This is a genomic window from Streptomyces sp. NPDC004031 (assembly GCF_053604375.1).
This window is the reverse complement of sequence record NZ_JBSGHL010000021.1, coordinates 72,519-98,677: the sequence shown is the minus strand read 5'-3', so window position 1 is coordinate 98,677 and position 26,159 is coordinate 72,519. Positions and strand designations below refer to the sequence as shown.

17 protein-coding genes and 1 pseudogene are annotated in these 26,159 nt (G+C 73.6%); 10 read left to right on the top strand and 8 right to left on the bottom strand.

Annotated features, from left to right (window positions below; all coding sequences use genetic code 11):
- Positions 1–91 precede the first annotated feature (91 nt).
- Positions 92–232: pseudogene (locus ACWERV_RS16125) on the top strand (alcohol dehydrogenase catalytic domain-containing protein); the annotation flags it as partial.
- 122 nt (positions 233–354) lie between these two features.
- Here the strand turns inward: ACWERV_RS16125 and ACWERV_RS16120 are convergent.
- On the bottom strand, positions 355–933 hold the full coding sequence (locus ACWERV_RS16120; RefSeq protein WP_452933245.1) for a Uma2 family endonuclease: 579 nt from the start codon (positions 931–933) through the stop codon (positions 355–357).
- A 119-nt stretch (positions 934–1,052) separates the two neighbouring features.
- Complete coding sequence (locus ACWERV_RS16115; protein WP_452933243.1) at positions 1,053–1,886, bottom strand: aminoglycoside phosphotransferase; 834 nt, start codon at positions 1,884–1,886, stop codon at positions 1,053–1,055.
- A 444-nt stretch (positions 1,887–2,330) separates the two neighbouring features.
- On the opposite strand from ACWERV_RS16115, the gene ACWERV_RS16110 reads away from it, so the two are divergent.
- A complete protein-coding gene (locus ACWERV_RS16110) occupies positions 2,331–4,610 on the top strand; it encodes a glycoside hydrolase family 3 N-terminal domain-containing protein (RefSeq protein ID WP_452933241.1) in 2,280 nt (759 codons plus the stop codon).
- A gap of 482 nt (positions 4,611–5,092) precedes the next feature.
- On the opposite strand, the gene ACWERV_RS16105 is transcribed toward ACWERV_RS16110, so the two are convergent.
- A complete protein-coding gene (locus ACWERV_RS16105; RefSeq protein WP_452933239.1) occupies positions 5,093–6,517 on the bottom strand; it encodes an MFS transporter in 1,425 nt (474 codons plus the stop codon).
- A gap of 152 nt (positions 6,518–6,669) precedes the next feature.
- On the opposite strand from ACWERV_RS16105, the gene ACWERV_RS16100 reads away from it, so the two are divergent.
- From ACWERV_RS16100 to ACWERV_RS16085, 4 genes are all read left to right on the top strand, one after another.
- A complete protein-coding gene (locus tag ACWERV_RS16100; protein ID WP_398186243.1) occupies positions 6,670–7,344 on the top strand; it encodes a TetR/AcrR family transcriptional regulator in 675 nt (224 codons plus the stop codon).
- 390 nt (positions 7,345–7,734) lie between these two features.
- Positions 7,735–10,122 (top strand): endonuclease/exonuclease/phosphatase family protein, encoded by a 2,388-nt coding sequence (locus tag ACWERV_RS16095; RefSeq protein ID WP_452933304.1) that lies wholly within the window; start codon positions 7,735–7,737, stop codon positions 10,120–10,122.
- Between the two features lie 171 nt (positions 10,123–10,293).
- Entirely contained in the window at positions 10,294–10,869 is a 576-nt protein-coding gene (locus ACWERV_RS16090; RefSeq protein WP_452933237.1) for an RNA polymerase sigma factor, read from the top strand.
- Complete coding sequence (locus ACWERV_RS16085) at positions 10,866–11,402, top strand: hypothetical protein (protein ID WP_452933235.1); 537 nt, start codon at positions 10,866–10,868, stop codon at positions 11,400–11,402. The genes ACWERV_RS16090 and ACWERV_RS16085 overlap by 4 nt, the downstream gene beginning before the upstream one ends.
- Positions 11,403–11,441: 39 nt before the next feature.
- Here the strand turns inward: ACWERV_RS16085 and ACWERV_RS16080 are convergent, their stop codons facing one another.
- From ACWERV_RS16080 to ACWERV_RS16060, 5 genes are all read right to left on the bottom strand, one after another.
- Positions 11,442–12,401 carry an alpha/beta fold hydrolase gene (locus ACWERV_RS16080; RefSeq protein WP_452933233.1) on the bottom strand — a complete coding sequence of 320 codons (960 nt, stop codon included), beginning with the start codon at positions 12,399–12,401 and terminating at the stop codon, positions 11,442–11,444.
- Between the two features lie 415 nt (positions 12,402–12,816).
- Positions 12,817–13,326, bottom strand: coding sequence for an ATP-binding protein (locus ACWERV_RS16075; protein ID WP_398186254.1), 510 nt, complete (start codon positions 13,324–13,326; stop codon positions 12,817–12,819).
- Positions 13,327–13,615: 289 nt separating this feature from the next.
- A complete protein-coding gene (locus tag ACWERV_RS16070) occupies positions 13,616–14,383 on the bottom strand; it encodes an enoyl-CoA hydratase/isomerase family protein (RefSeq protein WP_452933232.1) in 768 nt (255 codons plus the stop codon).
- A 37-nt stretch (positions 14,384–14,420) separates the two neighbouring features.
- Positions 14,421–15,608, bottom strand: a complete 1,188-nt coding sequence (locus ACWERV_RS16065) for a L,D-transpeptidase (protein WP_452933231.1) — start codon at positions 15,606–15,608, stop codon at positions 14,421–14,423.
- A gap of 528 nt (positions 15,609–16,136) precedes the next feature.
- Positions 16,137–17,306: a L,D-transpeptidase gene (locus ACWERV_RS16060; RefSeq protein WP_452933230.1), complete on the bottom strand. Its 1,170-nt coding sequence runs from the start codon at positions 17,304–17,306 to the stop codon at positions 16,137–16,139.
- 265 nt (positions 17,307–17,571) lie between these two features.
- Here ACWERV_RS16060 and glgX point away from each other — a divergent pair, with 265 nt between their 5' ends.
- From glgX to ACWERV_RS16040, 4 genes are all read left to right on the top strand, one after another.
- Positions 17,572–19,791 (top strand): glycogen debranching protein GlgX, encoded by a 2,220-nt coding sequence (gene glgX, locus ACWERV_RS16055; protein WP_452933303.1) that lies wholly within the window; start codon positions 17,572–17,574, stop codon positions 19,789–19,791.
- Between the two features lie 134 nt (positions 19,792–19,925).
- On the top strand, positions 19,926–25,136 hold the full coding sequence (locus ACWERV_RS16050) for a wHTH domain-containing protein (protein WP_452933228.1): 5,211 nt from the start codon (positions 19,926–19,928) through the stop codon (positions 25,134–25,136).
- Positions 25,123–25,449 carry a hypothetical protein gene (locus ACWERV_RS16045; protein WP_452933226.1) on the top strand — a complete coding sequence of 109 codons (327 nt, stop codon included), beginning with the start codon at positions 25,123–25,125 and terminating at the stop codon, positions 25,447–25,449. The genes ACWERV_RS16050 and ACWERV_RS16045 overlap by 14 nt, the downstream gene beginning before the upstream one ends.
- A complete protein-coding gene (locus ACWERV_RS16040; protein WP_452933224.1) occupies positions 25,449–26,078 on the top strand; it encodes a hypothetical protein in 630 nt (209 codons plus the stop codon). Before ACWERV_RS16045 ends, ACWERV_RS16040 begins: the two co-directional genes overlap by 1 nt.
- Positions 26,079–26,159: the final 81 nt, after the last annotated feature.

Sequence of the window (26,159 nt, the reverse complement as noted above, 5' to 3'; positions counted from 1 at the left end):
CGCCGGGGACGCGCGCAGCACCTTAGGGCGGGCGGGCCGCCGCCGCCAGAACGCCTGGGCGTCAACTCACCTCCACCGCAGTCCCGGGCAGGTGCTGGTCGCGGTGCGGGCGGCCGGGATCCAGCCGGGCGAGGTGATGATCCGCGAGGGCGCGCGGCACGGGCGCTGGCCCGCGTCCTTCCCCTCCGGGCAGGGCAGCGACCTGGCCGGTGTCGTGGTCGAGACCGGCCCGGAGACGCGCGGCTTGTGCGACGCCTTCCGCGACCTGGAGGGCGGCCACGCCCACGGCAAGATCGTCCTCCACCCCTGACCGCGACACGCCGGGACCCGCCTATCTTCAGATGACGGCGGGCGTCAGCGCACCCAGTCCTTCAAGGGCTCGGTGTCCAGGGTGATCCCCACGGGCTCGGGCAGGGTCGTCGTCCTGCCGAATGACCGCCGAGCGATGTTGCCGTAGGCGCCGTCCTCAGGCTCGCTGTACACCAGCAGCTCACAAGACTCGCGGTCGATGAGCAGGTAGACCGGGATGCCGGTCTCGGCATACGCGCGGGGCTTCTCCTCCCGGTCCCGCTTGTCGGTGTCGGTGTCGTACGACGTCACCTCCACCACCATCACCACCTGGTCGGCGCCCGCCCACTCCCCCTGACCGGCGAAACTGCCCTTGGGCGCCAAGGTCCCGTCCGGCTTGGCATGGCCCCTGCGGTAGGTCTCCACCTTCAGTCCGCGTTCCGGGTAGAGCCACAGATCGGGGCGCTGCTGCATGCAGTGCTCCATGACCCAGCGGACGATCTCGTCGTGATCCCCGTCCGGCACAGCCTTGACCACCAGCTTCCCGTGGACGAACTCCAGCCGAACGCCCTCCCGCTCAGCTGCGGCGGCAATACGCTCGAACTCCTCGGCGAGCATCTGGGGCCGATCCTCGGTGACCGTCATCGCGCACCTCCATCGTCCGCACCTGTTCCCAGCACATCCGGCACACCGTCCAGTCTAGGTATTCGTCGGCCTCCCAGGGCGGACGGCACAGCCGACGCCCGGGGCTGCCGACGCACGCCTCAGCTCGCGGCGCGCAGCAGTCGCGACGCGCGGGCGTAGCGGCGGGACTCGGTCGGGAGGTCGAGGTCGGGCGGGGTCCCGGGGGTGCGGAAGCGCTCGCTGTCCGTCACGAGGCGGAAGACGAGGGCGCGGGCGACGTAGCGGAGGAAGCCCGTACCGTTCGCGGTGGCGGTCGCGGTGAGCAGGCCGGGGCCGGCGTCGTACCAGAGCAGGGCGTCGGCGACGACGATCGCCTCGGCGAAGGCGGGCGGGCGCCAGTAGGGCGAGAAGTCGATGACGGCGGGCGGCAGTCCGGGGGCGAAGAGGACGTTGCCGGCCAGGTCGCCGTGCACGAGCTGCGGCCGGTCGGCGTACGGCGGCGGTCCGGCGAGGGCGGTCAACTCCTCGTAGGACGGCAGCAGTTCGCGCATGACGTCGGGCGCCTGCTCCTGCCAGGCGACGCGGTCGCCGACCGCCCACGGGTCGTCGCGCCCGGCGAGGAGGGCGGGGCGCGGCTCACCGGCCAGCGCGCGGTTGAACGCCCGCCCCGCCGCGAGGATGTCGCCCCAGCGCGGTTCCGCAGGATGCGGGGCGCCGGGCACGTAGCGGCTCGCCGTCCACCCGCCGTGGCACCAGCCGCCGCTCACGGCCCGCAGCGGGCGGGCGACCCGGAATCCGTCCGCCACGACCGAGGCCATCACGCCCGCGAGCCACTCGGCGTATCCGGTGTCCTCCCCGGCGGGCTTGAGCACACCGTCCCCCACCCGCACGCTCTCCCCCTGCCCGCCCGGCAGCGGCACGGGGTGTCCGGTCAGCCCGAAGGCGGCGATCACGTCGGGTCCGGGGAGGTTCATGCGGGGACTCCTCGTCGGGGATACGAAGCGGGCGGACGACGGGTACGTGCCCGGCCCCGGGCGCCCCGCGCGACGGGCGACGGGTACGCGCCCGGCCCGGGGCGCCCCGCGCGACGGAAGCGGGCCACCGTACGAGACGACCCGCACAACGGGCCGGGGGCACGTCACGATGCGGTCGGCCCGCGCCGGGCGAGGACCGGGCCACCGCACAGGACACCCCGCCCGACCGGCCCGAGACCGGGCCACTGCGCAGCACACCCCGCCCTGCAGTTGGAGGCCGCGCCACGCTACCCACCCGCCCCGCCGCCCGGCCAGCGGATTACCGCCCCGGCCCGCCGCAGGCGACCGCGGCCTTGACAGCGGCAGGCGACCGCTGGCCTTATCTATGGGAGCGCTCCCATACTCCATCGGGCCCCACCGGGCCTCCCCCCACACGGAGTTCCCATGCCAAGCAGCAGCAGGACGCACAGACACCATCACCGCAGAGCGGCCCTCGCCTTCGGCGCCGTGCTCGCGATGCTCTCGCTCACCACCGCCGCCGTGCACGCCTCCGGCACCGCCTCCCCGGACACGGCCGCGCAGGCCGCCGGGCTGCCCTACCAGGACCCGTCGCTGCCGGTGGCGCAGCGTGTGGACGACCTGCTCGGGCGGATGTCGCTCGACGAGAAGGTCGGGCAGATGACGCAGGTCGACCGCACCGCGCTCGCGTCGGCGCCGAACGACCTGGCCACGTACCGCATCGGGTCGGTGCTCTCCGGCGGGGGCTCGGCGCCGAGCCCGAACAACGCCACCTCGTGGGCCGACATGTACGACGGCTTCCAGCGCACCGCGCTCAGCACGCCGCTGGGCATCCCGATGATCTACGGCGTGGACGCCGTGCACGGCGACAACAACGTCTACGGCGCCACGATCTTCCCGCACGACATCGGGCTGGGCGCGACGCGCGACCCCGGGCTCGTGCAGCGGATCGGGCGGGCGACCGCCGAGGAGGTGTCGGGGACGGGCGTGGACTGGGACTTCGCCCCGTGCCTGTGCGTGGCGCGCAACGACCGCTGGGGCCGTACGTACGAGTCCTTCGGTGAGACGCCCGACCTGCCCTCGCAGATGACCTCGGAGATCACCGGCCTCCAGGGCGAGACGCTGGGCGGGCCCGCCTCCGTCCTGGCCACCGCCAAGCACTACATCGGCGACGGCGGTACGGACGGCGGTGTCAACGAGGGCAACGCCACGCTGACGGAGGCGGAGCTGCGGGCGATCCATCTGCCGCCGTTCAAGGCCGCGGTGGACCGCGGGGTCGGCTCGGTCATGGTGTCGTACAGCAGTTGGAACGGTGTGAAGGACCACGCCAACCACTACCTGATCACCGACCTGCTCAAGGGTGAACTCGGCTTCTCCGGCTTCGTGGTGTCGGACTGGGCGGGCGTCGACAAGATCGACGGTGCGCAGGGCTTCACGGCCGCCGAGGTCGCGACCGCCGTCAACGCGGGCATCGACATGGTGATGGTGCCGACCGACTACAAGGCGTTCGTGGCCGACCTGAAGAGCGACGTCTCCTCCGGCGCTGTGAGCACGGCCCGGATCAACGACGCCAACCGCCGCATCCTCACCAAGAAGTTCGAACTCGGACTGTTCGAGCACCCGTTGACCGACCGCTCGTACACCTCCACGGTCGGCTCGGCCGACCACCGGGCGCTGGCCCGCACGGCGGTGCGCGAGTCGCAGGTGCTGCTCAAGAACGACGGCGGGGTGCTGCCGCTGGCGAAGTCCGCGAAGGTCTTCGTGGCGGGCAAGTCCGCCGACGACATCGGCAACCAGAGCGGCGGCTGGACGATCAGCTGGCAGGGCGCGAGCGGCGCGACGACCCCGGGCACGACGATCCTGCAAGGCATCAGGTCGGCGGTGAACAACTCCTCGCAGGTGACGTACAGCAAGACCGGCGACGGCATCTCCTCGGCCTACGACGTGGCCGTGGCCGTCATCGGCGAGACCCCGTACGCCGAGGGGCAGGGCGACCGCACCGGGTCGATGGGCCTGGACCAGACCGACCTGGGCGTGCTCGCCAAGCTCAAGGCCAGCGGGGTGCCGGTCGTCACCGTGCTGGTGTCCGGCCGCCCGCTCGACATCGCCGCCCAACTCCCGGACTGGAAGGCGCTGGTGGCGGCCTGGCTGCCCGGCACCGAGGGCAACGGCGTCTCCGACGTGCTCTTCGGCGACTACGCGCCCACCGGCAAGCTGCCGATGTCGTGGATGCAGAGCGCCTCACAGGAGCCGGTCAACGACGGCGACGGCAAGACCCCGCTCTTCCCGTACGGCTATGGGCTGACGTACGGCACCACGACGCCGCCCACCAGCCCGCCGCCCACCACTCCTCCGCCGACCACCCCGCCGCCCACGACACCTCCGCCCACCACCCCGCCCGCGGGCAGCGGCTGCACGGCCACCTTCACCCTGACCAACTCCTGGTCCGGCGGTTTCCAGGCGGACGTGAGCGTCACGAACAAGGGCGCCTCCGCGCTCGGCGGTTGGAGCGTGAAGTGGACGCAGTCCGGTGCGACGATCAGCAGCCTGTGGAACGGCACGCTCTCCCAGAGCGGCAGCGCCGTCACGGTGACCAACGCGCCCTACAACGGGGCGGTGGCGCCCGGCGCCTCGGTCTCCTTCGGCTTCACCGCCAACGGGACGGCGCCCGCGCCGCTTCCGGTGCCGACGTGCACGGCGTCCTGAACCGCACGTCCTGATCCACGCGTCCTGATCCACGCGTCCTGATCCACGCGTCCTGATCCGCGCGGCCTGAACCACCGTACGCGCGAGGTCCGTCCGGCCCGGCTCCCCGTCCGCGGGAGCCGGGCCGCGGCGCGTCACGGAGGGGGCGGGCGGACGGCGCCGCTCCGGGTGGCCAAATGTTGCTCCGGGCCGCGGCGGCGGCGATACCGTCAGGGATGCCCCCGCGGGCGAACGGTACGGCGCGACCCGCCGCGCATGTGGTGGCGTCGCCGCCTCCCGCAGACCACCCCTCCCGCCGGGTGCCCGGCGCCGTCCCCCTCCTCCGGCGCCGGGCGCCCGGCACTCTCCCCCGGCAGCGTCGGCCGCAGTTTTCCGGCCGTTGTCCGGGGCGGCCCCACGCACGTGCGGCGGCGGCCGGGCACTCCCCCGTCAGGGGCCCGGCTGCCGCCCGTTCCGCGGACGCCGGGTGTTACGCCGGGGTGTTACGCCGCTGCCGCCGCCCCGGCGACCTGTTCGGCGGTCGGCTCGATGCGGGGCGAGACGAGCGAGACGGCGAAGGTGCCGGCCGCGAAGACCGCCGCGACCAGCAGGCCGCGCTGGAAGCCCGCCACCAGTGCGGCGGACTGCGAGGCGCCGGTGGCCAGTTCGTGCGCGGTGCGGGAGTTGGCCAGCGTGGTGACGACGGCGAGCCCGATGGCGCCGCCGACCTGCTGGAAGGCGGTGAAGACGCCGGAGGCCGCGCCCGCGTCGTCGTGCCGCACCTCGGCGACGGCGGCGATCTGCGAGGGCACGGCCACCGCGATGAATCCGAGGCCGAAGAGCACCGTGCCGGGCATGATCTGGCCCAGGTAGGAGCCGGTGGCGTCGGCCCGGGAGAGCAGCAGCAGGCCGCCGACCCCGAACACGCTGCCGGCCGTCTGCACCGGGCGGGTGCCGAACTTGGTGACGAGCTGGCTGGCCACGACGGCGGAGGCGATGGCGGCGCCGCCCATCGGCAGGAACTCCACGCCGGTGCGCAGCGCGCTGTCCCCGCGCACCTGCTGGAGGAAGATCGCGGTCAGGAAGAACATCGACAGGAAGGCCGCGCCGTTGAGCGCGATCGTGCCGCCCGCGGTGCTCAGGCTGCGCGAGCGCAGCAGCCGCAGCGGCACCAGCGGGGCGGCGGTGCGGGTCTCGACGGCGACGAAGGCGGCGAGCAGCACCGCCCCGCCGGCCAGGCAGCCGATGACCTCGGCCGAGGACCAGCCGAGCGGTTCGGCGCGGACCACGCCGTAGACGACGCCGAGCAGGCCGCCGGTGGCGAGCACCGCGCCCAGCAGGTCGAAGGAGCGGTTGGTGCGCTGCGCCGGGATGGGCCGGACGAACAGCGGGGTGACGGCGACCAGGAGGACGACCAGGGGGACGTTGACGATGAAGACCCAGCGCCAGCTCAGCGCGTCGACGAGGAAGCCGCCCGCGACCACGCCGAGGGTGCCGCCCAGTCCGGCGAGCGCGCCCCACACGCCCATCGCGATGTTGCGTTCCTTGCCGTGCGGGAAGGTCACCGTCAGGATGCCGAGGGCGGCGGGCGAGAGGAGCGCGCCGCCGAGGCCCTGGACGCTGCGGGCGGCGACGAGCAGGCCGGGCGAGCCGGCCAGGCCGCCGGCCAGCGAGGTCACCCCGAACAGGACGAGACCGGCGACGAAGATCCGGCGGGGGCCGAGCAGGTCGGCCGCGCGGCCGCCGAGCAGCAGGAAGCCGCCGAAGACCAGGGTGTAGGCGCTGATGACCCATTGCAGGCCGTCGGGGGAGAAACCGAGATCGGTCTGGATGTGCGGCAGGGCGACGTTCACGATCGTGACGTCGAGCACCACGATGAACTGGGCGAGGGCCAGCACCGCGAGGGTGGCCCAGGGACTGCGTCGCATGGTTGCTACCTCGGATGAGGGATGTTTACACCGTATGCTTACGGCACAACCATACACACAGAGCTTACGCTGTAAACAACGACACTCCGCAGGCCGTGTGTACGCTGTCGACCGAGCGGGGGGAGCTGCGAGTGAAGGGTGCGGATGCGGACATGGCCGCACAGAAGCGTTTGAACCGTGAGGACCTGGTCACCACCGCCCTCGCCGTCGCGGACGCCGAGGGACTCGAAGCAGTCACCATCCGCCGGGTCGCCCAGCAGCACGACGTCACCCCCATGGCGCTCTACCGGCACTTCCCCGACAAGGACGGCCTGCTGCTCGCCCTCGCCGACCGGCTGCTGTCCGGCGCGGTGCTGCCCGAGCCGGACGACCGGCCCTGGTACGACCAACTGCGCGACGTGCTGGTCGCCTTCGCCGAGGCGCTGCGCCCGCACCCGAACGCCGCCGTCCTCGCCTTCCGCGGCATGGTCACGACGGAAGCCGGACTGGAGATCACCGACCGGTCGCTCGCCCTCATGGGGCAGGGCGGCATGTCGGTCGAGCACTGCGCGGAGACCGCGAGCCACATACTCGGCTCGCTCGTCGCACTGGCGATCGTCGCCCCCGGACCTCCGCCCGGCGCCGATCCGGACGCGGCCGACGACGCGGTGCGCGCCAAGCGCGCGACGCTGCTCGCGCTCTCCCCGCGCCGCTACCCGCACGTGGTCGCCGCGGCCGAACCGCTGGCCGAATGCGCCGACACCGGGATCTACTTCGACCGCGGCATCGAGATGATCATGAGCGGCATCCGCGACGCCGCCCGCACGGAAGCCGCCGCCGGCCGCTAGCCCGGCACGCGGAACCCCGTCACCACGCGACACCGCCGCGCCACCCCGGAGCCGTCCGCCGACCGCCTGCGCCCGGGGCGCGTGGGGCGTACGTGACGCGCGGTCACGTACGCGGACCGGACGTATCAGACGGTAAGCCGCACGAGCGGCGGGCGGCACCCAGAATTCACCGGAAAACCCCTTCCCCGGCGAGTCTACGCGCGTATCTTGAGGCCCGACCGTGCGCGTACCGCCCCGCGGTGACGCGCCGTCACCAACGACCGCCCCGCATGAAGGAGATACCCCCCGGTGTCGCACCCCTCTGAGGCCACCGAGACGTCACCACGCCCGGCGGGGCAGCTGCCCGCCGGCCTCCGCAAGCGCTTCCTGCCGATCGGCATAGCGGGCGCCATGGTGCTGGCCGGGGTCGGCGTGCACGCCGCCTTCGCCGCGCCCTCGGCCGACGCGCTGATCTCCGAGGTCTACGGAGGTGGCGGCAACTCCGGCGCCACCTACACCAACGACTTCATCGAGCTGGCCAACGCCGGCGGCGCGTCCGTCGACCTGAGCGGCTACAGCGTGCAGTACCTGCCCGGCGCGCCCACCGCCAGTTCCAAGTGGCAGGCCACCGCGCTGACCGGCTCGCTGGCCGGCGGCGGCCACCTGCTGGTCCAGGAGGCGGCGGGCACCGGCGGCAGCAGCGCGCTGCCCACCCCGGACGTGACCGGCGCCATCAACATGTCCGGCACCACCGGCACGGTCGCGCTGGTCTCCGGCGCCGACCCGCTGACCTGCCTGACGGCCGCCGACTGCGCCGCCGACCCGCGGGTCAAGGACCTGGTCGGCTACGGCACCGCGGTCGTCCACGAGGGCAGCGGCGCCGCGGCGGGCGCGAGCAACTCCGCCTCGGTCGCCCGCGGCGCGGGCCTGACCGACACCGACGACAACGCGGCGGACTTCACCGCGGGCGACCCCACCCCGCAGAACTCCGGCGGCACCGGCGGCCCGACGAACCCGCCCACCACGCCCCCGACGACTCCCCCGACCACCCCGCCGCCGACCGGCGTCGAGGCGAAGATCCACGACATCCAGGGCGACACCCGCAACAGCCCGCTGGCCGGCAAGGCGGTGACCGGCGTGACCGGCATCGTCACCGGCGTGCGCGACTACGGCTCCTCGCGCGGCTTCTGGATGCAGGACCCGCAGCCCGACGCCGACCCGCGCACCAGCGAGGGCATCTTCGTCTTCACCAGCTCCAGCCCCACCGTCACGGTCGGCGACGCCGTCACGGTGGCCGGCACCGTCTCCCAGTACTACCCGGGCGGCGCCGACACCGGCGTGCAGGCGGTCACCGAGCTCACCAAGCCCACCGTCACCAAGGTCTCCTCCGGCAACGCGCTGCCCGCGCCCGTCGTGCTGGACGACAAGCACGTGCCCGACGCCTTCGTGCCGAGCGCCGGCGGCGGCAGCATCGAGGACCTCCCGCTGCGCCCGGCGGACTACGCGCTCGACCTGTACGCGTCGCTGGAGGGCATGAACGTCCAGATCAAGGACACCCGTGTGGTCGGCGCGACCGACCCGTACTCCGAGCTGTGGGTCACCGTCAAGCCCAAGCAGGACCCGACCAAGCGCGGCGGCACCCTCTACACCGGCTACGACCAGCCCAACTCCGGCCGCCTGATGGTGCAGTCACTGCTGCCGACGGCGACCTCGCCCTTCCCGGTCGCGAACGTCGGCGACACGCTGCGCGGCACGACGTCGGGCCCGCTGGACTACAACCAGTTCGCCGGGACGTACGCGGTCCAGGCCCGCGAGCTGGGCACGGTCAAGAGCGGCGGCATCACGCCCGAGGTCACCGCGAAGGCCGCCGCCGACCAGGCGACCGTGGCCACGTACAACGTGGAGAACCTCGCGCCCGGCAACCCGCAGTCGAAGTTCGACGCGCTCGCCCAGGGCCTGGTGCACAACCTGCGCTCGCCCGACATCGTCGCCCTGGAGGAGATCCAGGACAACAACGGGGCGACGGACGACGGCACGGTGGCCGCCGACCAGACGCTGACCAAGCTCACCGACGCGATCGTGGCGGCGGGCGGCCCGCGCTACCAGTGGCGCGGCATCGACCCGGTCAACGACAAGGACGGCGGGCAGCCCGGCGGCAACATCCGCCAGGTCTTCCTGTTCAACCCGCAGCGCGTCGGCTTCACCGACATCCCCGGCGGCGACTCGACCACCGCGGTCGGCATCACCGGCACCGGCTCCGCGACCGCGCTGACCGCCTCCCCGGGCCGTATCGCCCCCAACGACCAGGCGTGGAACACCAGCCGCAAGCCGCTGGTGGGCCAGTTCACCTTCCGCGGCAAGAAGCTCTTCGTCATCGCCAACCACTTCGACAGCAAGGGCGGCGACCAGGGCATCGACTCGCGCTTCCAGCCCCCGGTGCGCAGCTCCGAGGTGCAGCGGGTGCGGCAGGCGATCCTGGAGCACGACTTCGTGCAGCAGCTGGAGACCGCCGACAAGAAGGCGGACGTCGTCGTCCTCGGCGACCTGAACGACTACCAGTTCTCGCCCGCCGTGCAGAGCCTGACCGGCAACGGCTCGGTGCTCACCGACCTGGTCAACACCCTCCCGGTCAAGGAGCGCTACTCCTACGTCTACGAGGGCAACTCCCAGGTGCTGGACCACATCCTGGTCTCGCCGAACCTGGACAGCCACGTCGCCTACGACGTCGTGCACATCAACTCCGAGTTCGCGAACCAGACCAGCGACCACGACCCGCAGGTCATCCGGCTGCGCCCGTAGCACGGGACGAAGCCGGCACGAGGGGGTGCGCGGGCTCCGGCCCGCGCACCCCCTCCCCCTTTGCCGGCTCCGCGGAAGCCGCGCGGACAATTGTCGGCACGCAGGGATCGTCCGCGGCGCGGGCCTCCTCCTCACGGGGTGGACGACCCCGCTCAGGAGAGGAACGCGCGCATGCCACCGGTACGCAAGGGGACACCGCCCCGGCCACCGGACCCGCCCCCCGAGCCCCGGGAACCCCGGGACGGGCCGTGGGTCACGGCCGTCCCGCTGGTGCGGGCGGCCCAGGCCGGGGACGCCCTGGCGCTGGGCGATCTGCTGGACCTGCTGACCCCGTACGTCACCCGGCTGTGCGCGCCGATCGCGCGCGGGGACGCGCCCGACGCGGTGCAGGAGGCGCTCATCGCCGTCTTCCGCGGCATCGGCGGACTCCACGACCCGCTCGCGCTGTACGGGTGGGTGCGCGTGATCGCGGTCCGCGAGGCGGTACGGGTGGCCCGGCGCGCGGCGCGCGAGACCCCCGTCGAGCACGTCGACGGCCTCCCGCCGACGGCGGGCCCGGAGCTCGCCGGCGACGTCCACGACGTCCTGCGCCGGATGACCCCGGAGCACCGGGCGATCCTGGTGCTGCGCGAGCTGGAGGGCCTGGACGAGAAGGCCGCCGGCGAGGTGCTGAACATCTCCCGCGGTACGGTCAGGTCCCGGCTGCACCGGGCCCGCACCAGCTTCCGGAAGGCATGGACCCGATGACCGGCACATGGCCCGCGACGGACCTCGACCCCGTGCGGCGGCTGCGCGTGATGGCGGCGGGCCTGCGCGCCGCGGTGTACGCCGAGGATCACGTGGACGCGCCCTTCGCCGAGGTGTGGTCGATGGCCTCGGACCTGCCGGGCGAACTGCCCCGACTGGTGCCGACGATCCGCGCGTTCCGCATGTCCGACGCCACGGATACCGCGGACGGCCTGGACGGCACGGACACCGCGGACGCCCCGGACGGCACCGGCGGGCGGGCCGGGGCCTGGGCGTACGGGCCGCTGGGGCACCGCGCGTACTTCGAGGTGGTGCTGCGGCCCGGCTGGTGCCTGATGCAGAGCAGGGGCGTGGTGGGCGGGATGGCCGCGGTGCCCGAGGGCGACGGCACCCGGTTCGCGGTGCTGGGGGCCGCCCGGCACCGCGCCCTGCTCCCGGTGTCGCTGCTCGCGGCCCGCGGCTTCGGGCCGTACCGCGGGCGCAGGATGATCGAGCGGGCCCGGCGCCGTGTCGAGGCCCGGCGCGGCGCCTGACCGCCCGCGGACCCGGGTCCGCGGGCGGGCGGCACGGCGTCAGGCGCGGGCGAACAGCTCCAGCGCGGCGCGCACGACCGCGTCGGGCCGCTCCTCGTGGACGAAGTGGCCGCAGTCCGGCACGATCTCGATCCGCAGGTCGTCGGCCCGCTCGCCGGGGTCGGTCAGCACGCTCGGCGGCAGCGCGAAGTCCCGGTCGCCGGACAGGATGACCGTCGGTGTGACCAGGCGCAGCCCCCGGTACGTGCCGCGCACCAGCCGTCCGATGTCGCGCACCGCGTACTGCCGGAACATCGCCTCGGCCGCCCGCGCCCGGTCCGGTTCGGCGGCGGAGCGGACGAACTCCTCGGTCGCCGCGGGCTCCCGGGCGGCGGGGTCGGCGAGACCCTTGCGCAGCAGGTAGCGGGTGAAGGCGGGGACGCGGCGCAGCACGGTGCGGCCGGACAGGGGCAGTTCCAGAGGCGTGGTGTACCAGTAGCGCCAGGCCTGCGGCAGCAGGCGGCGGTGCAGCGGCCAGGGGTGGACGACGTTCAGCGCCAGGAAGTGGCTGAAGCGCTCGGGCGCGGTCAGGCACGCCATGAAGCCCGTCCACGCCCCGAACTCGTGGGCGATCAGCCGGGCCCGTGGCACCCCGAGGGCGTCCATCGCGGCCAGGACGTCGGCGACCCGGGTGGCGGTGTCGTAGCCGCGGGCGGGGGCGTCGGACCAGCCGAAGCCGCGGAGGTCCAGGCACAGCAGCCGGTGGTGGGCGGCGAGCGGCGCGATGATCCGCCGCCAGCCGTACCAGTGCTGCGGGAAGCCGTGCAGCAGGACGACGGGCTCCCCCGCCCCGGCCTCCGCGACGTGCAGGCGCACGCCGCCCGCGGTGACGAAGCGGTGCCGGACGCCGGGCACCTCGGGCAGCCCGCGCAGCTCGGGCAGCTCGGGCAGCTCGGGCAGCTCCACCGGATCGGGCAGGTCCGGCCGCGCGGTGCCCGTCGCGGAAACGTCGCTGGTCATGTCGACTCCTCGGTCACGAGGACCACCGTCTCGCCGGTACGGTCCTCTCTCCTGCCCTGTCAGGAGGAGCCGGGCCGCCGGGACGTTCCCGCGGTTTTCCGCGGGATCCACGGAGGGCTCGCACCGGAACATTGGAAGACGGCAGTGCGAACTTTCCGTGGTTTGCAAGGCGGGTGGCGCACATCACCCCCAGAGTGAGCGGCATTTTGTCCGGATTGCACGACTTGTACCATAAGGGTGTTTGCCTACGCGCGGCGCCGCGTGCGAGAGTCGGTTCAACGGCCGATCGACCCGAGCCCGGCCGTTCCACAAGCGCCGTGGACCACACCCCCCTGCTCCGCGGCGGTCATGAAGAGGCCCTTCCAGCTGTCGTTACCCCGACGCGAAGGGCCTCTTCACGTGTGCCCGGGGGGGATCAGCCGCGGTCCTGCACCCGCAGTTCGAACCAGGTGGTCTTGCCGCGCGGCTGGAGGTCCACACCCCAGCGGTCGGACAGGTGATCGACGAGGAAGAGGCCGCGTCCGCTGACGTCCGTCTCGCGTACCGGCAGCAGGCAGGGCAGCGCGCGCGAGGGGTCGCGCACCTCGACCCGGATCCAGCCGCGCCGCCGCCGTAACCGCAGGCCGAAGCTGCGCGCCCCGGTGTGCCGCACCGCGTTGCCGACCAGCTCGGACACCAGCAGCTCGACCGTCTCGCCGTAGGCCGGCAGGGCCCATTTGCGCAGCACGTCCAGTGCCATCCGGCGCGCGGTGGACGCCGACTCGGGCCGCGAGGTCAGATGGACCTCGGCCAGCGAGGGGTCGCCCAGCAGATCCAGCGCGCTCGCCTCCGCACCCTCGGCCCCGGCCGCGAGTACGGGTAAGGGGCCCGCCGCGGGACCGGATTCCACCCGCTGCGGCCGCTCGGATCCACCCCTGCCCGCCATGCCTTCATGATGGCCGCCCGCTTGCCCTCCCGCGTGCCATCCCGGGGAATTGCCCCGGGGGAGGACGGCATTCCACCCGTGTGTTTCGGCATATTCCAGCGGCATGAATTCCCTGGAATCGCCCCATTCCACCTGCGGTGTTGCCGAACCCAACCTTCCCGGTGATCGGTGGCGGAACAAAAATTCTTAAGGTTGGCATAAGCCTGCCTTAAGGAAAGGCCGCCACCGGCGGGCTACCGATGTTCGAGTGCCTGTACGAGAGTCGTACAGACCTCAACCGGGTAACGCCTCAGCGGAATTGTGCTTTCCCCGGTCCCTGCTCCACGAAGCTGCGCATCCCGGTCTCCCGGTCCCGGGTCGCGAACAGGCCCGTGAACAGCGCGCGTTCCAGCGCCAGGCCGCTGTCCAGGTCGGTCTCCAGACCCGCGTCCACCGCCTGCTTGGCCGCCCGCAGCGCCAGCGCCGGACCGCGCGCCAGCCGCGCCGCCCACGCGTGCGCGGCCTCGTACACCTCGGCGGCCGGCACCACCTTGTCGACCAGGCCGATCGCGAGCGCCTCGGCCGCGCCCACCATGCGCCCGGTGAAGATCAGGTCCTTGGCGCGGGAGGGACCGACGAGCCGGGCGAGCCGCTGGGTGCCGCCGGCGCCCGGGATGAGGCCCAGCAGGATCTCCGGCTGCCCGAACGTCGCGTCCTGCGCGGCGATCCGCACGTCCGCGCACAGCGCCAGCTCGCAGCCGCCGCCGAGCGCGTAGCCGGTCACCGCGGCCACCACCGGCTTGGGGATGCGGGCGATCGCGGTGAAGGCCTCCTGGAGCGGGCCGGAGCGCAGCGCCATGTCCTCGTAGGACATGTCCTGCATCTCCTTGATGTCGGCGCCCGCCGCGAAGACCTTCTCGCCGCCCCACAGCACCAGCGCCCGTACGTCCGGCCGGGCGGACGCCTCGCGGGCGATCTCCGCGAGGCGGTCCTGCACGGCGCTGTCGAGCGCGTTCATGGGCGGCCGGGCGAGCGTCACGGTGCCGACGCCGTCGTCGACTTCGAAGGTCACAGTCATGACGGCGAGACTACGGCGCCCACCCGGCCGGGCGGCATCAGGCCTTCCACTGCTCCCACGGCATGTTCCAGCCGTTCAGGCCGTTGTACCACTGCACGGTCTTGTCCTTGGAGTGCACGACCTCGACGACGTCGCCGATGATCGAGCTGTTGTAGAACCACGCCGCCGGGGTGTCCGGGTCGTGCGCGCCGCGCACGTCGTGCAGGCCGACGCAGCCGTGGCTGGTGTTGCTGTGCCCGAAGACCGAGTTCGCGGCCCAGTAGTTGCCGTGGATGAAGGTGCCCGAGGTGGTGAGCCGCATCGCGTGCGGCACGTCCTTGATGTCGTACTCCCCGCCGAATCCGACGGTGTCGCCGTTCATCCGGGTGGTGACGTACTTCTCGGAGATCACCATCTTGCCGTTGTACGTGGTGTGCTCGGGAGCGCCGGAGGAGATCGGGATCGTCCGGACCACCTTGTTGTCGCGGTAGACGGTCATCGTGTGCTTGGACGCGTCCACGACGCTCACCTGGCGGCGGCCGATCGTGAAGTGCACGGACTTCTGCTGCTTGCCGTAGACCCCGGCGGCGCCCTCGACACCCTTGAGGTCCAGGTTCAGCGTGACCTTGGTGCCGGGCGTCCAGTAGTCGGCCGGGCGGATGTAGAGGTCCTGGTTGCCGTACCAGCGCGAGGCGGTCTCCACGGAGGGCGAGGCGGAGACCGACACGCCCTGCTCGACGGCCTTCTTGTGCGTGATCGGGCGGCTGAAGTGGAGGTAGACCTCCATGCCGACGCCGACGGTCGAGCCGTCCTCGGGCGTGAAGTAGCCGACGAAGGTGTCCTTGGGGGTGACCGTGGTGAAGGTCGCGTGCTTGTCGGACTCGCGGCCCGCGGCGTCCTTGGCGGTCGCGTCGACGGTGTACTGCGTCGAGGTGTCCAGATGCCCGGTGGGCGTCCAGCCCAGGCCGTCCGCGCTGATGTCGCCGGGCACCTCGGCGCCCTTGTCGTCCTTGACGACGACGGTGGACAGCTTGCCGCCGCTCGCGGAGACCTTCAGCTCACCGGTGGTGGCGACGTTGTCGGCGCCGTCCTGCGGGGCGATCGTGACGACGGCGGTCGAGGGCGCGGTGTCCGGCGAGGCACCGGCCGCCGCCGAGGACGCGGGCCCGGACGGGCCGGACGCGGAGTCGTCACCGCCCCCGCCGCCCCCGCAGGCGGCCGCGGCGAGCAGCGCCGCCCCTACCATCAGCGCGGATATCGTCCTTCTGACCCCAGGCGCCACGCCTATCGGCTTCACGTCCGTCGCTCCCCTTGCCCGCTTCCCGCACCTCAGCCCCGGACCTCCCCGGCTGGCGCAAGAAAACCACACCGCGAGGCTTCTGGGCGGCCCGGGAATGTCACCATTGCGTCCCAGATCACCGCGGGTCCTGCCAGGTGCGGGCGGCGGGCCCTGCAGGGGCTACTTGCCTGAGGTGCCGGGGCGGGACGGCCGCGGCCTCGGATCGGTGCTGCATCCCATCTTCCGGCAGTCCGGGTTGGCGCAGGACATCGAACTCACTCCTTGCTGTCGTGCAGGCGTATCCGCCGCGCGAACCGGACCCGCACGCGCGTGCGATTACCGGAGGCGGTCGTGAAGACGGACGCACGGGAGAGCGATTCGGTTCCCGTAGGGGTGAGTTCACAGCATTGCCGCAACAATTCACAGGCTCTTCACCGGAATTGCGCGCGCGGGCACATGCCGCAGGGAGATGACCTGCAGCATTGCCTCGCGTACTCAGAGTGCCGAACCGGCCACCCATTGCCGCCAGTCGAGATTCCAGCCGCTCATTCCGTTGTCCGGCGCGACCGTTCCGTCATGGGAATTCACCACCCGGATCGGGTCGCCGACGAGCGAATGGTCGTAGAACCAGCCCGCCGGGGTGTCGGAGCCGCCGCCCTTGGTGTCGAACAGCCCGATGCACCCGTGACTGACGTTGGTGCGGCCGAAGACATCGGGCGCGGACCAGTAGTTGCCGTGCACGAAGGTGCCCGACCGGGTGAGCCGCATCGCGTGCGGGACGTCGGGGATGTCGTACTCGCCGCCGAAGCCGACCGTGCGGCTGTCCATCCGGGTGACCGCGAACTTCTGCGCGATCACCATGACCCCGTTGTACGTGGTGTGCCCCGGCGCCCCGGTGGAGACGTCCAGGCTGCGCACGACCCGGCCGTCCCGCCGCACGGTCATGGTGTGGGTGGCCGCGTCCACCGTGGTGCGCTGGTCGCGGCCGATCGTGAAGTGCACGTCCTTGGACTGCGTGCCGTAGACGCCGGGCGCCGCCGCCACGTCCCGCAGCCGCAGATGCAGCGTGACGTGCGAGCCCGGCGCCCAGTACCCGGCGGGGCGCAGGTCGAGGCGCTGGTCGCCGAACCAGTGGCCGACGACCCGCACGGCGGGCTGCGCGGTGACGGTCACCGCGCGCTCGACCGCGGCCCGGTCGGCGACCGGGCGGCTGAACGTCAGCGAGACGATCATGGCGTCGCCGACCGTGCTGCCCTCCTCCGGGCTGAAGAAGCCGATCACGGTGTGCTGCGGCACCAGCGTGGTGAAGTCGGTGTGCTTGGCGGCCTCCCGGCCCTGCCCGTCCTGCGCGAGCGCGTCGACGGTGTACTGCGTGGCCAGCGCGAGCGTGCCGTCCGGGCGCCAGCCGCGCCGGTCCGCCGCGAGCCGCCCCGGCACCGGCGTGCCGTCCGCCGCCCGCACCGTGACCTCGGTGAGCCTGCCGTGCGCGACGCGCACCGCCAGCGCGCCCCGCGCGGCGACGTCCCTGGCCCCGTCCCCGGGCTCGACGCTGATGACCGCCCGCGACACGGGCGCCCCGGCACCGTCCGCCCCGCCGCCCTTCCCGTCCGGGCCGCCGCCCCCGCCCACCGCGCACCCCGCGGCGAGCACCGCACCCAGTAGCACCCCCGCACCCGCGCGCACCGCGCGCCGCACCGCTTCTCTCACGCACCGTCAACGACGCACCGCCGTCCGGGAAACGCACCGCCCGGGGCGGTGGCCGCCCAGGTGGTGAGACCGGGCCCCGCGAGGGGAAGGAACAGGGCAGGGACACGGCAGGCCGCCGGGCACGGGACGCCCGGCGCGGCCACCGCCGTGCCCGAGCCGCGGGAGGACGTACGTGTCGGAGACACGCGAATCCGGGGTGCCCGGGTGGGCGCCCGGCCTCCCGCTGCCCGCACCCCGCGGCAGTGGGCCGGGCGCCCCCGCCGCCGTGACTCCGGCGGCCGAGGTGTGGCCCGGGTCGCCCGAGCCGCTGGGCGCCCGCTTCCACACCGGGCCCGACGGGCGGCAGGGCACCAACTTCGCCCTGTGGGCAGGCGGCGCGGAATCCGTCGAGGTGTGCCTGTTCGCCGCCGACGGCACCGAGACCCGCGTCCCACTGGCCGAGCTGACGCACGAGGTGTGGCACGGCTTCGTGCCCGGCGTGCTCCCCGGGCAGCGCTACGGCTTCCGCGTCGGCGGCCGCTGGGACCCGTGGACGGGGGCCCGCTGGAATCCGGCGAAGCTGCTGCTCGACCCGTACGCCCGCGCGGTGGACGGCGGCTTCCGCCTCGTCCCGGAGGTGTACGGGCACGTACGCGACTGGCCCGAGCCGGGCGCCGCCGACACCGTGCGCGACGACCGCGACTCGGCGCCCTTCGTGCCCAAGGGCGTGGTGGTGGACGACTGGGCGCAGGCCGACTCCTCGGAGGACGACCACCGCCCCAAGACCCCTTGGTCGGACACCGTCATCTACGAGCTGCACGTCCGCGGCTTCACCCGCCGCCACCCCGGGGTGCCGCCCGAACTGCGCGGCACCTACGCCGGGCTGGCGCACCCCGCGGCCCTCGCGCACCTCACCTCGCTGGGCGTGACGGCCGTCGAGCTGCTGCCCGTCCACCAGTTCGCGCACGAGGAGCACCTGGAGGGCCGCGGCCTCTCCAACTACTGGGGCTACAACTCGATCGGCTACTTCGCCCCGCACGCCGCCTACAGCGCCAGCGGCTCGGGCGGCGCGCAGGTCGGGGAGTTCAAGGCGATGGTGCGGGCGCTGCACGCCGCCGGGATCGAGGTCATCCTCGACGTCGTCTACAACCACACCGCCGAGGGCGGCCAGGGCGGCCCGACGCTGTCCCTGCGCGGCATCGACAACCGCGGCTACTACCGGCTCGGCCCCGACCCGCGCGGCTACGCCGACTACACCGGCTGCGGCAACACCCTCGCCGTGATGCAGCCGCACGTGCTGCGCCTGATCACCGACTCGCTGCGCTACTGGGTGACGGAGATGGGCGTCGACGGCTTCCGCTTCGACCTCGCGGCGGCGCTGGCCCGCTCCATGCACGACGTCGACATGCTCTCCCCCTTCCTCGCCGTCATCGCCCAGGACCCGGTGCTGCGCCGGGTCAAGCTCATCGCCGAGCCCTGGGACGTCGGCTCGGGCGGCTACCAGGTCGGCGCCTTCCCACCGCTGTGGACGGAGTGGAACGACCGCTACCGCGACACCGTCCGGGACTTCTGGCGCGGCGCGACCGCCGACGTACGCGACCTCGGCTACCGGCTGTCCGGCTCCAGCGACCTCTACGACTGGGGCGGCCGCCGCCCGTACGCCTCCGTCAACTTCGTGACCGCGCACGACGGTTTCACGCTGCGCGACCTCGTCAGCTACCAGGACAAGCACAACGAGGCCAACGGCGAGGACGGCCGGGACGGCTCCCCCGACAACCGCTCCTGGAACTGCGGCGCCGAGGGCCCGACCGACGACCCGGACGTGCTCGCGCTGCGGCGGCGGCAGATACGCAACCTGCTCGCCACACTGCTGCTGTCCACCGGCGTGCCGATGCTGGTCGCGGGCGACGAGATGGGCCGCACGCAGGGCGGCAACAACAACGCCTACTGCCAGGACAACGAGACCAGCTGGATCGACTGGTCGCTGCTCGACGACCCCGGCTGGGCCGCGCTGCGCGACCTCGCCGCCCGGCTGATCGCGCTGCGCCGCGCCCACCCGGTGCTGCGCAGCGGCGGCTTCTTCTCCGGCCTGGCGCAGGCCCCCGAAGGGCTGCGGGACGTCGCGTGGTTCGGCGCGCACGGCGGCGAACTCACCGACGAGGAGTGGTTCGCGCACTCCGCCACCCTCGGGATGTACCTGTCCGGCGCGGACATCCCGCACCGCGACCCGCGCGGCGCCCCCGTCCGGGACGACAGCTTCCTGCTCGTCGTCCACGCCGGGCACCTCGCCTGCTCCTTCACCCTCCCCGGCCCGCCCTGGGCCACCACCTACGACCTCCTCCTCGACACCGCCCTGGAGGCGCAGTCCGCCCCGCCCGCCGCCCCGCCGACCCCGGCGGGCACCGCCGTGGGCATCGGCCCGCGCTCGGTACGGCTGTACCGCGCGGTGCGGGCGCGGGGATGAGGGCGCGGGCCGCCGGAGGTGGGGTGTTTGTCCGTGCTCGCCGGGCCGCTCTGCCATAATGCCGCTCTGCCGGCGGCGAGTTGGGGGCACAGGGGGTACGCGGCCGGTTTCCGAGACGGGAGGGCCGCTCCGCCGTGGGCGCGTTACGTGCACTGCTGATCGCCGTACCCAGCGACCTCGGCTTCACCGCCGGGGACGCCGCACGCGTCAAGGACGCGCTCCTCGCCTCCGGTTGCGCCGACGACGACCTGACCGTGCTGGACACCCCGGAACGGACCAGCCGCACCCGCCTGTACGCGGCCCTGCGCACCTTCCTGGCCGGCCTGCGGGACGAGGACGCCGCCCTCGTCTACTTCTCCGGCCACGGCGTACGCGTCGACGACGTCGACCACCTCGTCCCCCACGGCTACGACCCCGCCGCGGGCCCCGCAGAACTCGTCGCGGTGCGGCCCGACGAACTGCTCGGCGGCCTCACCTCGCAGGCGACCGTGCTGGTGTGCCTCGACGCGTGCCGCGACGCGCTCACGCCCGACCCCGGCCAGGTCACCAGACCGGACTTCACGGGCCTGCGGGAGAACGTCGTCCTGCTCTACGGCTGCCCGCCCGGACGCCAGGCCATGGGCAACGCCTCGGGCAGCTTCATGGGCCGCGCCCTCGCCGAAGCGCTCGGTCCGGGCACCCCGCCCCGCACGGTCGGCGAGGTCATCGCCGCCGTCCGGCGGCGGACCCGCGAGATCGCCGCGGACAACGGCCGGTCGGCCCGTCTCGACGCGTGGTGGCTGCACGGCAGGACCGGCGCCCCGGCCGCCGTGCACGCCGACCGCGTCATCTGCGCCTCGGGCCCGGGACGCGGCCTGTGGGCCGAGGCCGTGCGCGGCTCCGCGCTGTGGGACCGCGTCGCCCCCGGCACCCCCGGCACCCTCGGCACCGGCCCGCTCGCCGACGGCCTCGGCCGCATCGTCGAGAAGGTCGCCGCGATCCGCCGCGACGCCGCCCACCCCGCCAAGGCGGGCCCCGACCCCTGGGACGACCCGCACCACCCCGCCCGCGTCCTGTGCCAGCTCGACCGCCTCGTCCCGCCCGCCGCGGAGGGCGGCCGCCTCAGCGCGCTGGAGGCGGTGACGCTGCTGGCCACCCCCTTCGTCCGCGAGGCCGCGGTGGCGTGCGGCCGCCGCGCCCTGGCCCGGCTGCACCCACCGCAGGGCCCGCGGGGCGGGCAGGACGAGGACTCCGGCCCGGATTCCGGCACCCGCTCCGGCTCCGACTCCGATTCCGGCTCCCCCGACGAGGCACGGCGGCACCTGGCCGACGACATGGCCGACGTACGGCGGGCCTTCGGCCAGATCGAGGCGAAGCGGCTGCGCCTGCTGGCGGCGGGCGACGCGGCGGACGCCGCGGGGAACGCGGCCGCCGCTGCCGAGGCCCGGGACGCCGCCGTCGCCGCCGAGAGCTGGCTGCGGCACCGCCTGCTCGCCGGGTGGGACCAGCTTTGGGACCAGCTCGCCGAACACCTGCGGGCGCCCGGCACCGGCGGGCCCGTCCTCGGGGAGCTGGACAGCCTGACGGCCGTCATGGAGCTGCTCACCGACACCGCCGCGAAGGCCGCGGGGCTCGGCGCGAACCCCCCGGCCCACAGCCGCGACCGGCTGCGGGCCGCGCTCTTCCAGGTCGTCGCCCAGATGCGCACCCGCCCCGGCCCCGACGCGCCGAACGACGAACTGTGGCAGACCGGACTCGCCGCCCAGCTCGGCATCTACGCGCAGCCCGCCTTCTGGCGCCCCGCGCGGCTCGCCGAACTGCTCTACGTGGCCGAACTCCTCGCCGTGGACCCGAGGTTGCTCGACGGCATCGTGGTCGACCACCTCGGCGTACCGCACCACCGCGTGACGGCGGCCGACGTCGTCGCCCAGGTCGTCGCGTGCGACGTCCACCCCGTCGGCGCCGGGCACTCCGCCGACTGGACGCTGTCCGCCGCGTGCCACAGCGCGGCCCTGCACGTCGCGCTGGAACGCCAGGCGGACAGCGCGAGTTCGGCCGCCCGCAACATCGCCAAGGCCCAGCCGAGCGAGATCCTGCTCTCCGCGCTCCCCCGCCACATCAACACCGACGCGCTCGAACCGGTGAACCCCGGCTCCTACGAGGCCCCGCCGCCCCGCTTCCAGCTCGCCGAGGACGGCGTCAAGCCCCTCATCATGGGCACCCAGCTCTACGGCGACCGCCTGCTGGCCATCCGCGAGCTGTACCAGAACGCCCTGGACGCCTGCCGCCGCCGCCAGGCCCGTCAGCAGTACGCCGCCCGCACCGGCGACGGCACCCGCCGCCCCGCCGAACTCGCCTCGTACACCGTCACGTTCACCCTCGCCCGGGACCCGGCCGACGGCCGCCTCTACGTCGAGTGCCAGGACGAGGGCATCGGCATGACGGCCGAGGAACTGCGCGACCTGTTCGCCCGCGCCGGCCGCCGCAACGAGCAGTCCCCCGCACGGGTAAGGGAGTTGCGGCGCTGGCGCCGGGTCGGCATCGTGCCCGAGCTGAACAGCCGCTTCGGCATCGGGGTGTTCAGCTACTTCATGCTCGCCGAGGAGATCCGGGTGACGACCCGCCCGGCGGCGAGAAGCGGCTTCGGCGCGGGCCCCTCCGGCCACCGTGTGGACGTGGTGGCCGACTCGGGCCTGATGCACATCACGCCGTGCGACGACATCGACGCGGGCACCACCGTACGGCTCTACCTGCGGCCGGAGTTCGCGGACGATCCGCCCTCGGTCGGCGGATTCCTGCGCGAGCACGTCTGGTACAGCCCCGTGGGCCTGGTCGTCACGGAGGAGACGACGCCCGGCTCGCCGGTGTCGGTGCCCCTGCCCGCAGGGGAACTCCTGGGCGCGATGCCGCCCTTGGTGACGCGGCAGGATCCGGACCGGGACATCTGGTGGACGCAGGACCGCGGTCTGCTTCTCGTCGACGGCATCGCCGTGTCCGGCGCCCGGACACCGTTCGGCTACATCGTCAACCTGCGCCACCGGCACCGCCCCGTCCTCAGCGCCAGCCGCAACCAGCTCAACGCCTTCGACGAGGACATGGTCATGCGGGAACTCGTCTCGGCCGCCGACGACCTGACCCGGATCGACGCGCTGCCCCTGCGCTGGCTGTGGGAGTTGGTCGACGACAACCCCGCACTCGGTGTCCGTGTGGTCGACCGCCTGCTCGCGGCGGACACGACGGTGAGCATCTCAGACCCGAACCGGAATCCTGAGGGAACCGCCCTCCGGCTATGGCGCCTCGGGGACGTCGGCTGCATCCCGCTCGACACCGACTCGTCCGGGCGTTGGATCTCCAGGTCGTCCACGACTGCCGGCTTCTTCCACCGCTGGCGGTCGGGAATCGTGACGGACGATGCCCCCTGGGACCCGAACGGCACCTCCGGGGACTGGGTCCCCAGCGGGTTCCCCCGTCCTCGCGCCCTCGACGCGGTGCTGTTCCGCGAGCCGGGCGGCCACCACGACTGGGACGCGGGCGCGGCTGCGCTGCAGGCCGCCCTCGACACCGGAGCCGATCTGCGGACCCTGCTGCGCGCGCTACGCCGTTACGCGGTCACAGGCGTCGTCGTTCCGGCGCCCGAGGACCTGAGCGCGCTGCGTGATGTGCCGTGCACGCGTGAGACGAAGGATCTCCACGAGAACATCGCTGTGCCCGGTCCAACCCGGGAGCCGGCCGCTCTCGTACTGTTCGCAGGCCACACCCGGCGCACTCTCGGCCACGTGGCGGGCCTGATCCGTCTGCTCAGGATCCTGGACCCCCGCATCCCGGAACCCCCGGACACCGGCGATCTCACCCACCATGTCCCGACACCAGCCGAGATGCGGATCCTGGGCGGAGAGCGCGACGCGCCTGCGCTTCCCGTCGTGGTGACCCCGGCGGTCGCCGCGTTCGTCGCGAACAGGCTCGGCTACCCGGTCGCGCAGGTCGTCGACACAGCGCGCCGCTACCGGTCCTTCGGCTACCAGGTGACCGGCGAGGGCCATGAGCAGGCACTGCTGCAGTCCGAGGACGCGCGCACTCTCTACTCGGCGCGCACGCCGGCGCCGATGCCCGGGACTTCCCCCGTCGTCCCCGTCACGCTCCACCGGCTGCTGATGATCGCAGCGGTGAACAGCGACGTACCGGTCGCCGAGACGCTCGCCAGGGTCCGCGAGGCCGCGTCGCGGACCGACCTGCGCGTCGATGTCGACGACAGGCGGCTGGAATCCGTGCTCACGGTCACACCGGGCCAGTGGTGGCAGGCGCTCTTCCACCAGGGGGATCCCCTCCCCCGTCCCTACAGCGCGCTGGCGGTGCTGCGGGCGCTGTCGTCGGCGCGCCCGTACGACGCACCGTACGACTCACCGGCAGAGGAAGTGCGCCGAACCGCGGCCCTCGCAGCAGCCGGCATCGTCGCCCCGAACGCCGCCGCGGCTGTCCGCCGCTGGCTCGCGCTGCCGCCGGAGCAGCACCCCGCGAAACTACTGCTGGCCCACTGGCACCTGTCCGACCGGCGAGGGAGCTCGTCGACCTTCTCCGTCGACTTCGACCCCTGCTCGAACATGCTGGGCGGGGCTTATCTCATCGCCCTGGCCGCCCACAACCGCACCGACCTGGGGGCAGCCGCCGACGAAGTACGCGACGAGGCCGCGTCCTTCGGGATCGAGATCGTGGAGGTGCCCGCCGAATGCCGTGCGCTGCGCCCGGACCTCGCGGTGTACCAGGCGCTGTGCGAGGGGACCGGAGCCGGCTGGAAGCGCGCGATCGCCCTGGAAGTCCTCCTCGAACACGCGGACGCCCGCAACCTCGAACTCCCCGCCGCCGCCGAGGAACTGCGCGCGTACGAGCCGTTCGGCGCCCCCGCGGTCCCGCGCCACGCCCCCTCGACCTGGACACCGGACCCGGCCGTCGAGGAACTGTTCGACTACGCCCCGCTGGACGAAAGCCTCCTCACCCCCCTCGCCCTCGTCGTCACCGCCGTCCGCCTCGACCGCGGTCTGGCCTCCACCTACCGCGCCCTCACGCCCTACGGCCCCTACGGGCTGGACATGAGCGCATGCCCCGAACCGGCCGACGACGAGCGCGCGCCGGACTGGCGGGACGTCATCCTGCTCTCCCGCAAGCTCACCGGCACGGAGCCCGCGCTCAGCGGCGAGGTCACCGTGGGGCACATCGAACTCGCCGCCGAGGAGACGGAGTTGACGCCCGCCGAAGCGCGGGAGCGGCTCGCGTACTTCGCGCCGCTCTTCGGGCTGACCCTCCCGGCGGAATCCGCCGGGGCCGCCGAATCCGCACCCGCCCCGGAGGTGAGCGCGCATGCCGGACCATGAGGACACCGACTTCCGCGAGCAGGAGGTGGCGCCGCCCGGCGATCTCGCCTGGCACACCGACGCCGCCGGGATCCTGGTGGCCACCGGCACCTGCCCGGTCTGCCACAGCGCGACGGCTTTCCCGCTGCCCACCGTCGTGCCCGGCACGGTGGCGAAGGGGCTGCCCTGGCCGCGGGCGCAGCAGCAGGCGCCCGCGGAGCGGACGATGGACTGCGGCTGCCCGCGTACGCATCCGCGGAACACCGACGAGTTCCCCGGCTGCGGCGCCTGGTGGACGGTCCGCGTGCCGTCCCCGGCGCCGGGGACGCCCTGATGCCGACGACGAACCGGGCCGCGCGGCTGCGGGCGCAGGCCCGGGTGCAGGACATGCTGCAGTCGCAGCTGGAGGTCGCCCGCGCGCAGGCCGAGGGGTGGCGCAACTTCCTCGCCACCGCCACCGCGCTGCTCGCGGCGGTGCTGGTGCTCAAGGGCCGGGAGAACGTCGCCGAGCTGCCGCCGGACTTCCGGTACGCGGTCGTGGCCTGTACGGCGTGCGGCCTGCTCGCGCTGCTGGCGTCCGCGTTCGCGGTGGCGTCGGCCGCGCACGGCAAGCCGGGGCAGGCGCTGGTGTACGCGGACGGTTCGGCGCTGCTGCGCTGGGAGTCGGCGGAGGTGCGGCGGATCGGGCGGCTGGTCGCCCTGGCCCGGGGGCTCGCGGTCGTGGGGGTGCTGGCGACGGCGGCCGCGGTGATGCTGACGTGGACGGCGCCGGCGGCGGACGCGGCGTCCGGCCTGGTCAGCGTCCACACACGGGACGGCGCGGTGTGCGGCGAACTGGTCGCTGCGGACCGGACCGGTGTGACGGTGCGGGTCGCGGCGCGCGAGCCGGGCGGCAAGGACACGCTGCGCAGGCTCGCATGGGGCACGCAGGCCCTGAGCGCGTCCCCGGCGGACACCTGCTGAGCCCCGGCGGCGAGCCGCCGCGGGCCGGTCGCGCCGGTCGCACCGCTCGCCCGTCGTCCCGGACCGCGCCCCGTCCGGAGG

Excerpts from the sequence above, each read along its gene's own strand:
- ACWERV_RS16090 (WP_452933237.1), top strand. The coding sequence starts at position 10,294 with ATGCCACCGGTACGCAAGGGGACACCGCCCCGGCCACCGGACCCGCCC.
- ACWERV_RS16100 (WP_398186243.1), top strand. The coding sequence starts at position 6,670 with ATGGCCGCACAGAAGCGTTTGAACCGTGAGGACCTGGTCACCACCGCC.
- ACWERV_RS16115 (WP_452933243.1), bottom strand. The coding sequence starts at position 1,886 with ATGAACCTCCCCGGACCCGACGTGATCGCCGCCTTCGGGCTGACCGGA.
- ACWERV_RS16045 (WP_452933226.1), top strand. The coding sequence starts at position 25,123 with ATGCCGGACCATGAGGACACCGACTTCCGCGAGCAGGAGGTGGCGCCG.
- ACWERV_RS16075 (WP_398186254.1), bottom strand. The coding sequence starts at position 13,326 with ATGGCGGGCAGGGGTGGATCCGAGCGGCCGCAGCGGGTGGAATCCGGT.
- ACWERV_RS16065 (WP_452933231.1), bottom strand. The coding sequence starts at position 15,608 with ATGGTAGGGGCGGCGCTGCTCGCCGCGGCCGCCTGCGGGGGCGGCGGG.
- ACWERV_RS16120 (WP_452933245.1), bottom strand. The coding sequence starts at position 933 with ATGACGGTCACCGAGGATCGGCCCCAGATGCTCGCCGAGGAGTTCGAG.
- ACWERV_RS16040 (WP_452933224.1), top strand. The coding sequence starts at position 25,449 with ATGCCGACGACGAACCGGGCCGCGCGGCTGCGGGCGCAGGCCCGGGTG.
- ACWERV_RS16110 (WP_452933241.1), top strand. The coding sequence starts at position 2,331 with ATGCCAAGCAGCAGCAGGACGCACAGACACCATCACCGCAGAGCGGCC.
- ACWERV_RS16095 (WP_452933304.1), top strand. The coding sequence starts at position 7,735 with ATGGTGCTGGCCGGGGTCGGCGTGCACGCCGCCTTCGCCGCGCCCTCG.
- ACWERV_RS16105 (WP_452933239.1), bottom strand. The coding sequence starts at position 6,517 with ATGCGACGCAGTCCCTGGGCCACCCTCGCGGTGCTGGCCCTCGCCCAG.
- ACWERV_RS16080 (WP_452933233.1), bottom strand. The coding sequence starts at position 12,401 with ATGACCAGCGACGTTTCCGCGACGGGCACCGCGCGGCCGGACCTGCCC.
- ACWERV_RS16085 (WP_452933235.1), top strand. The coding sequence starts at position 10,866 with ATGACCGGCACATGGCCCGCGACGGACCTCGACCCCGTGCGGCGGCTG.
- ACWERV_RS16070 (WP_452933232.1), bottom strand. The coding sequence starts at position 14,383 with ATGACTGTGACCTTCGAAGTCGACGACGGCGTCGGCACCGTGACGCTC.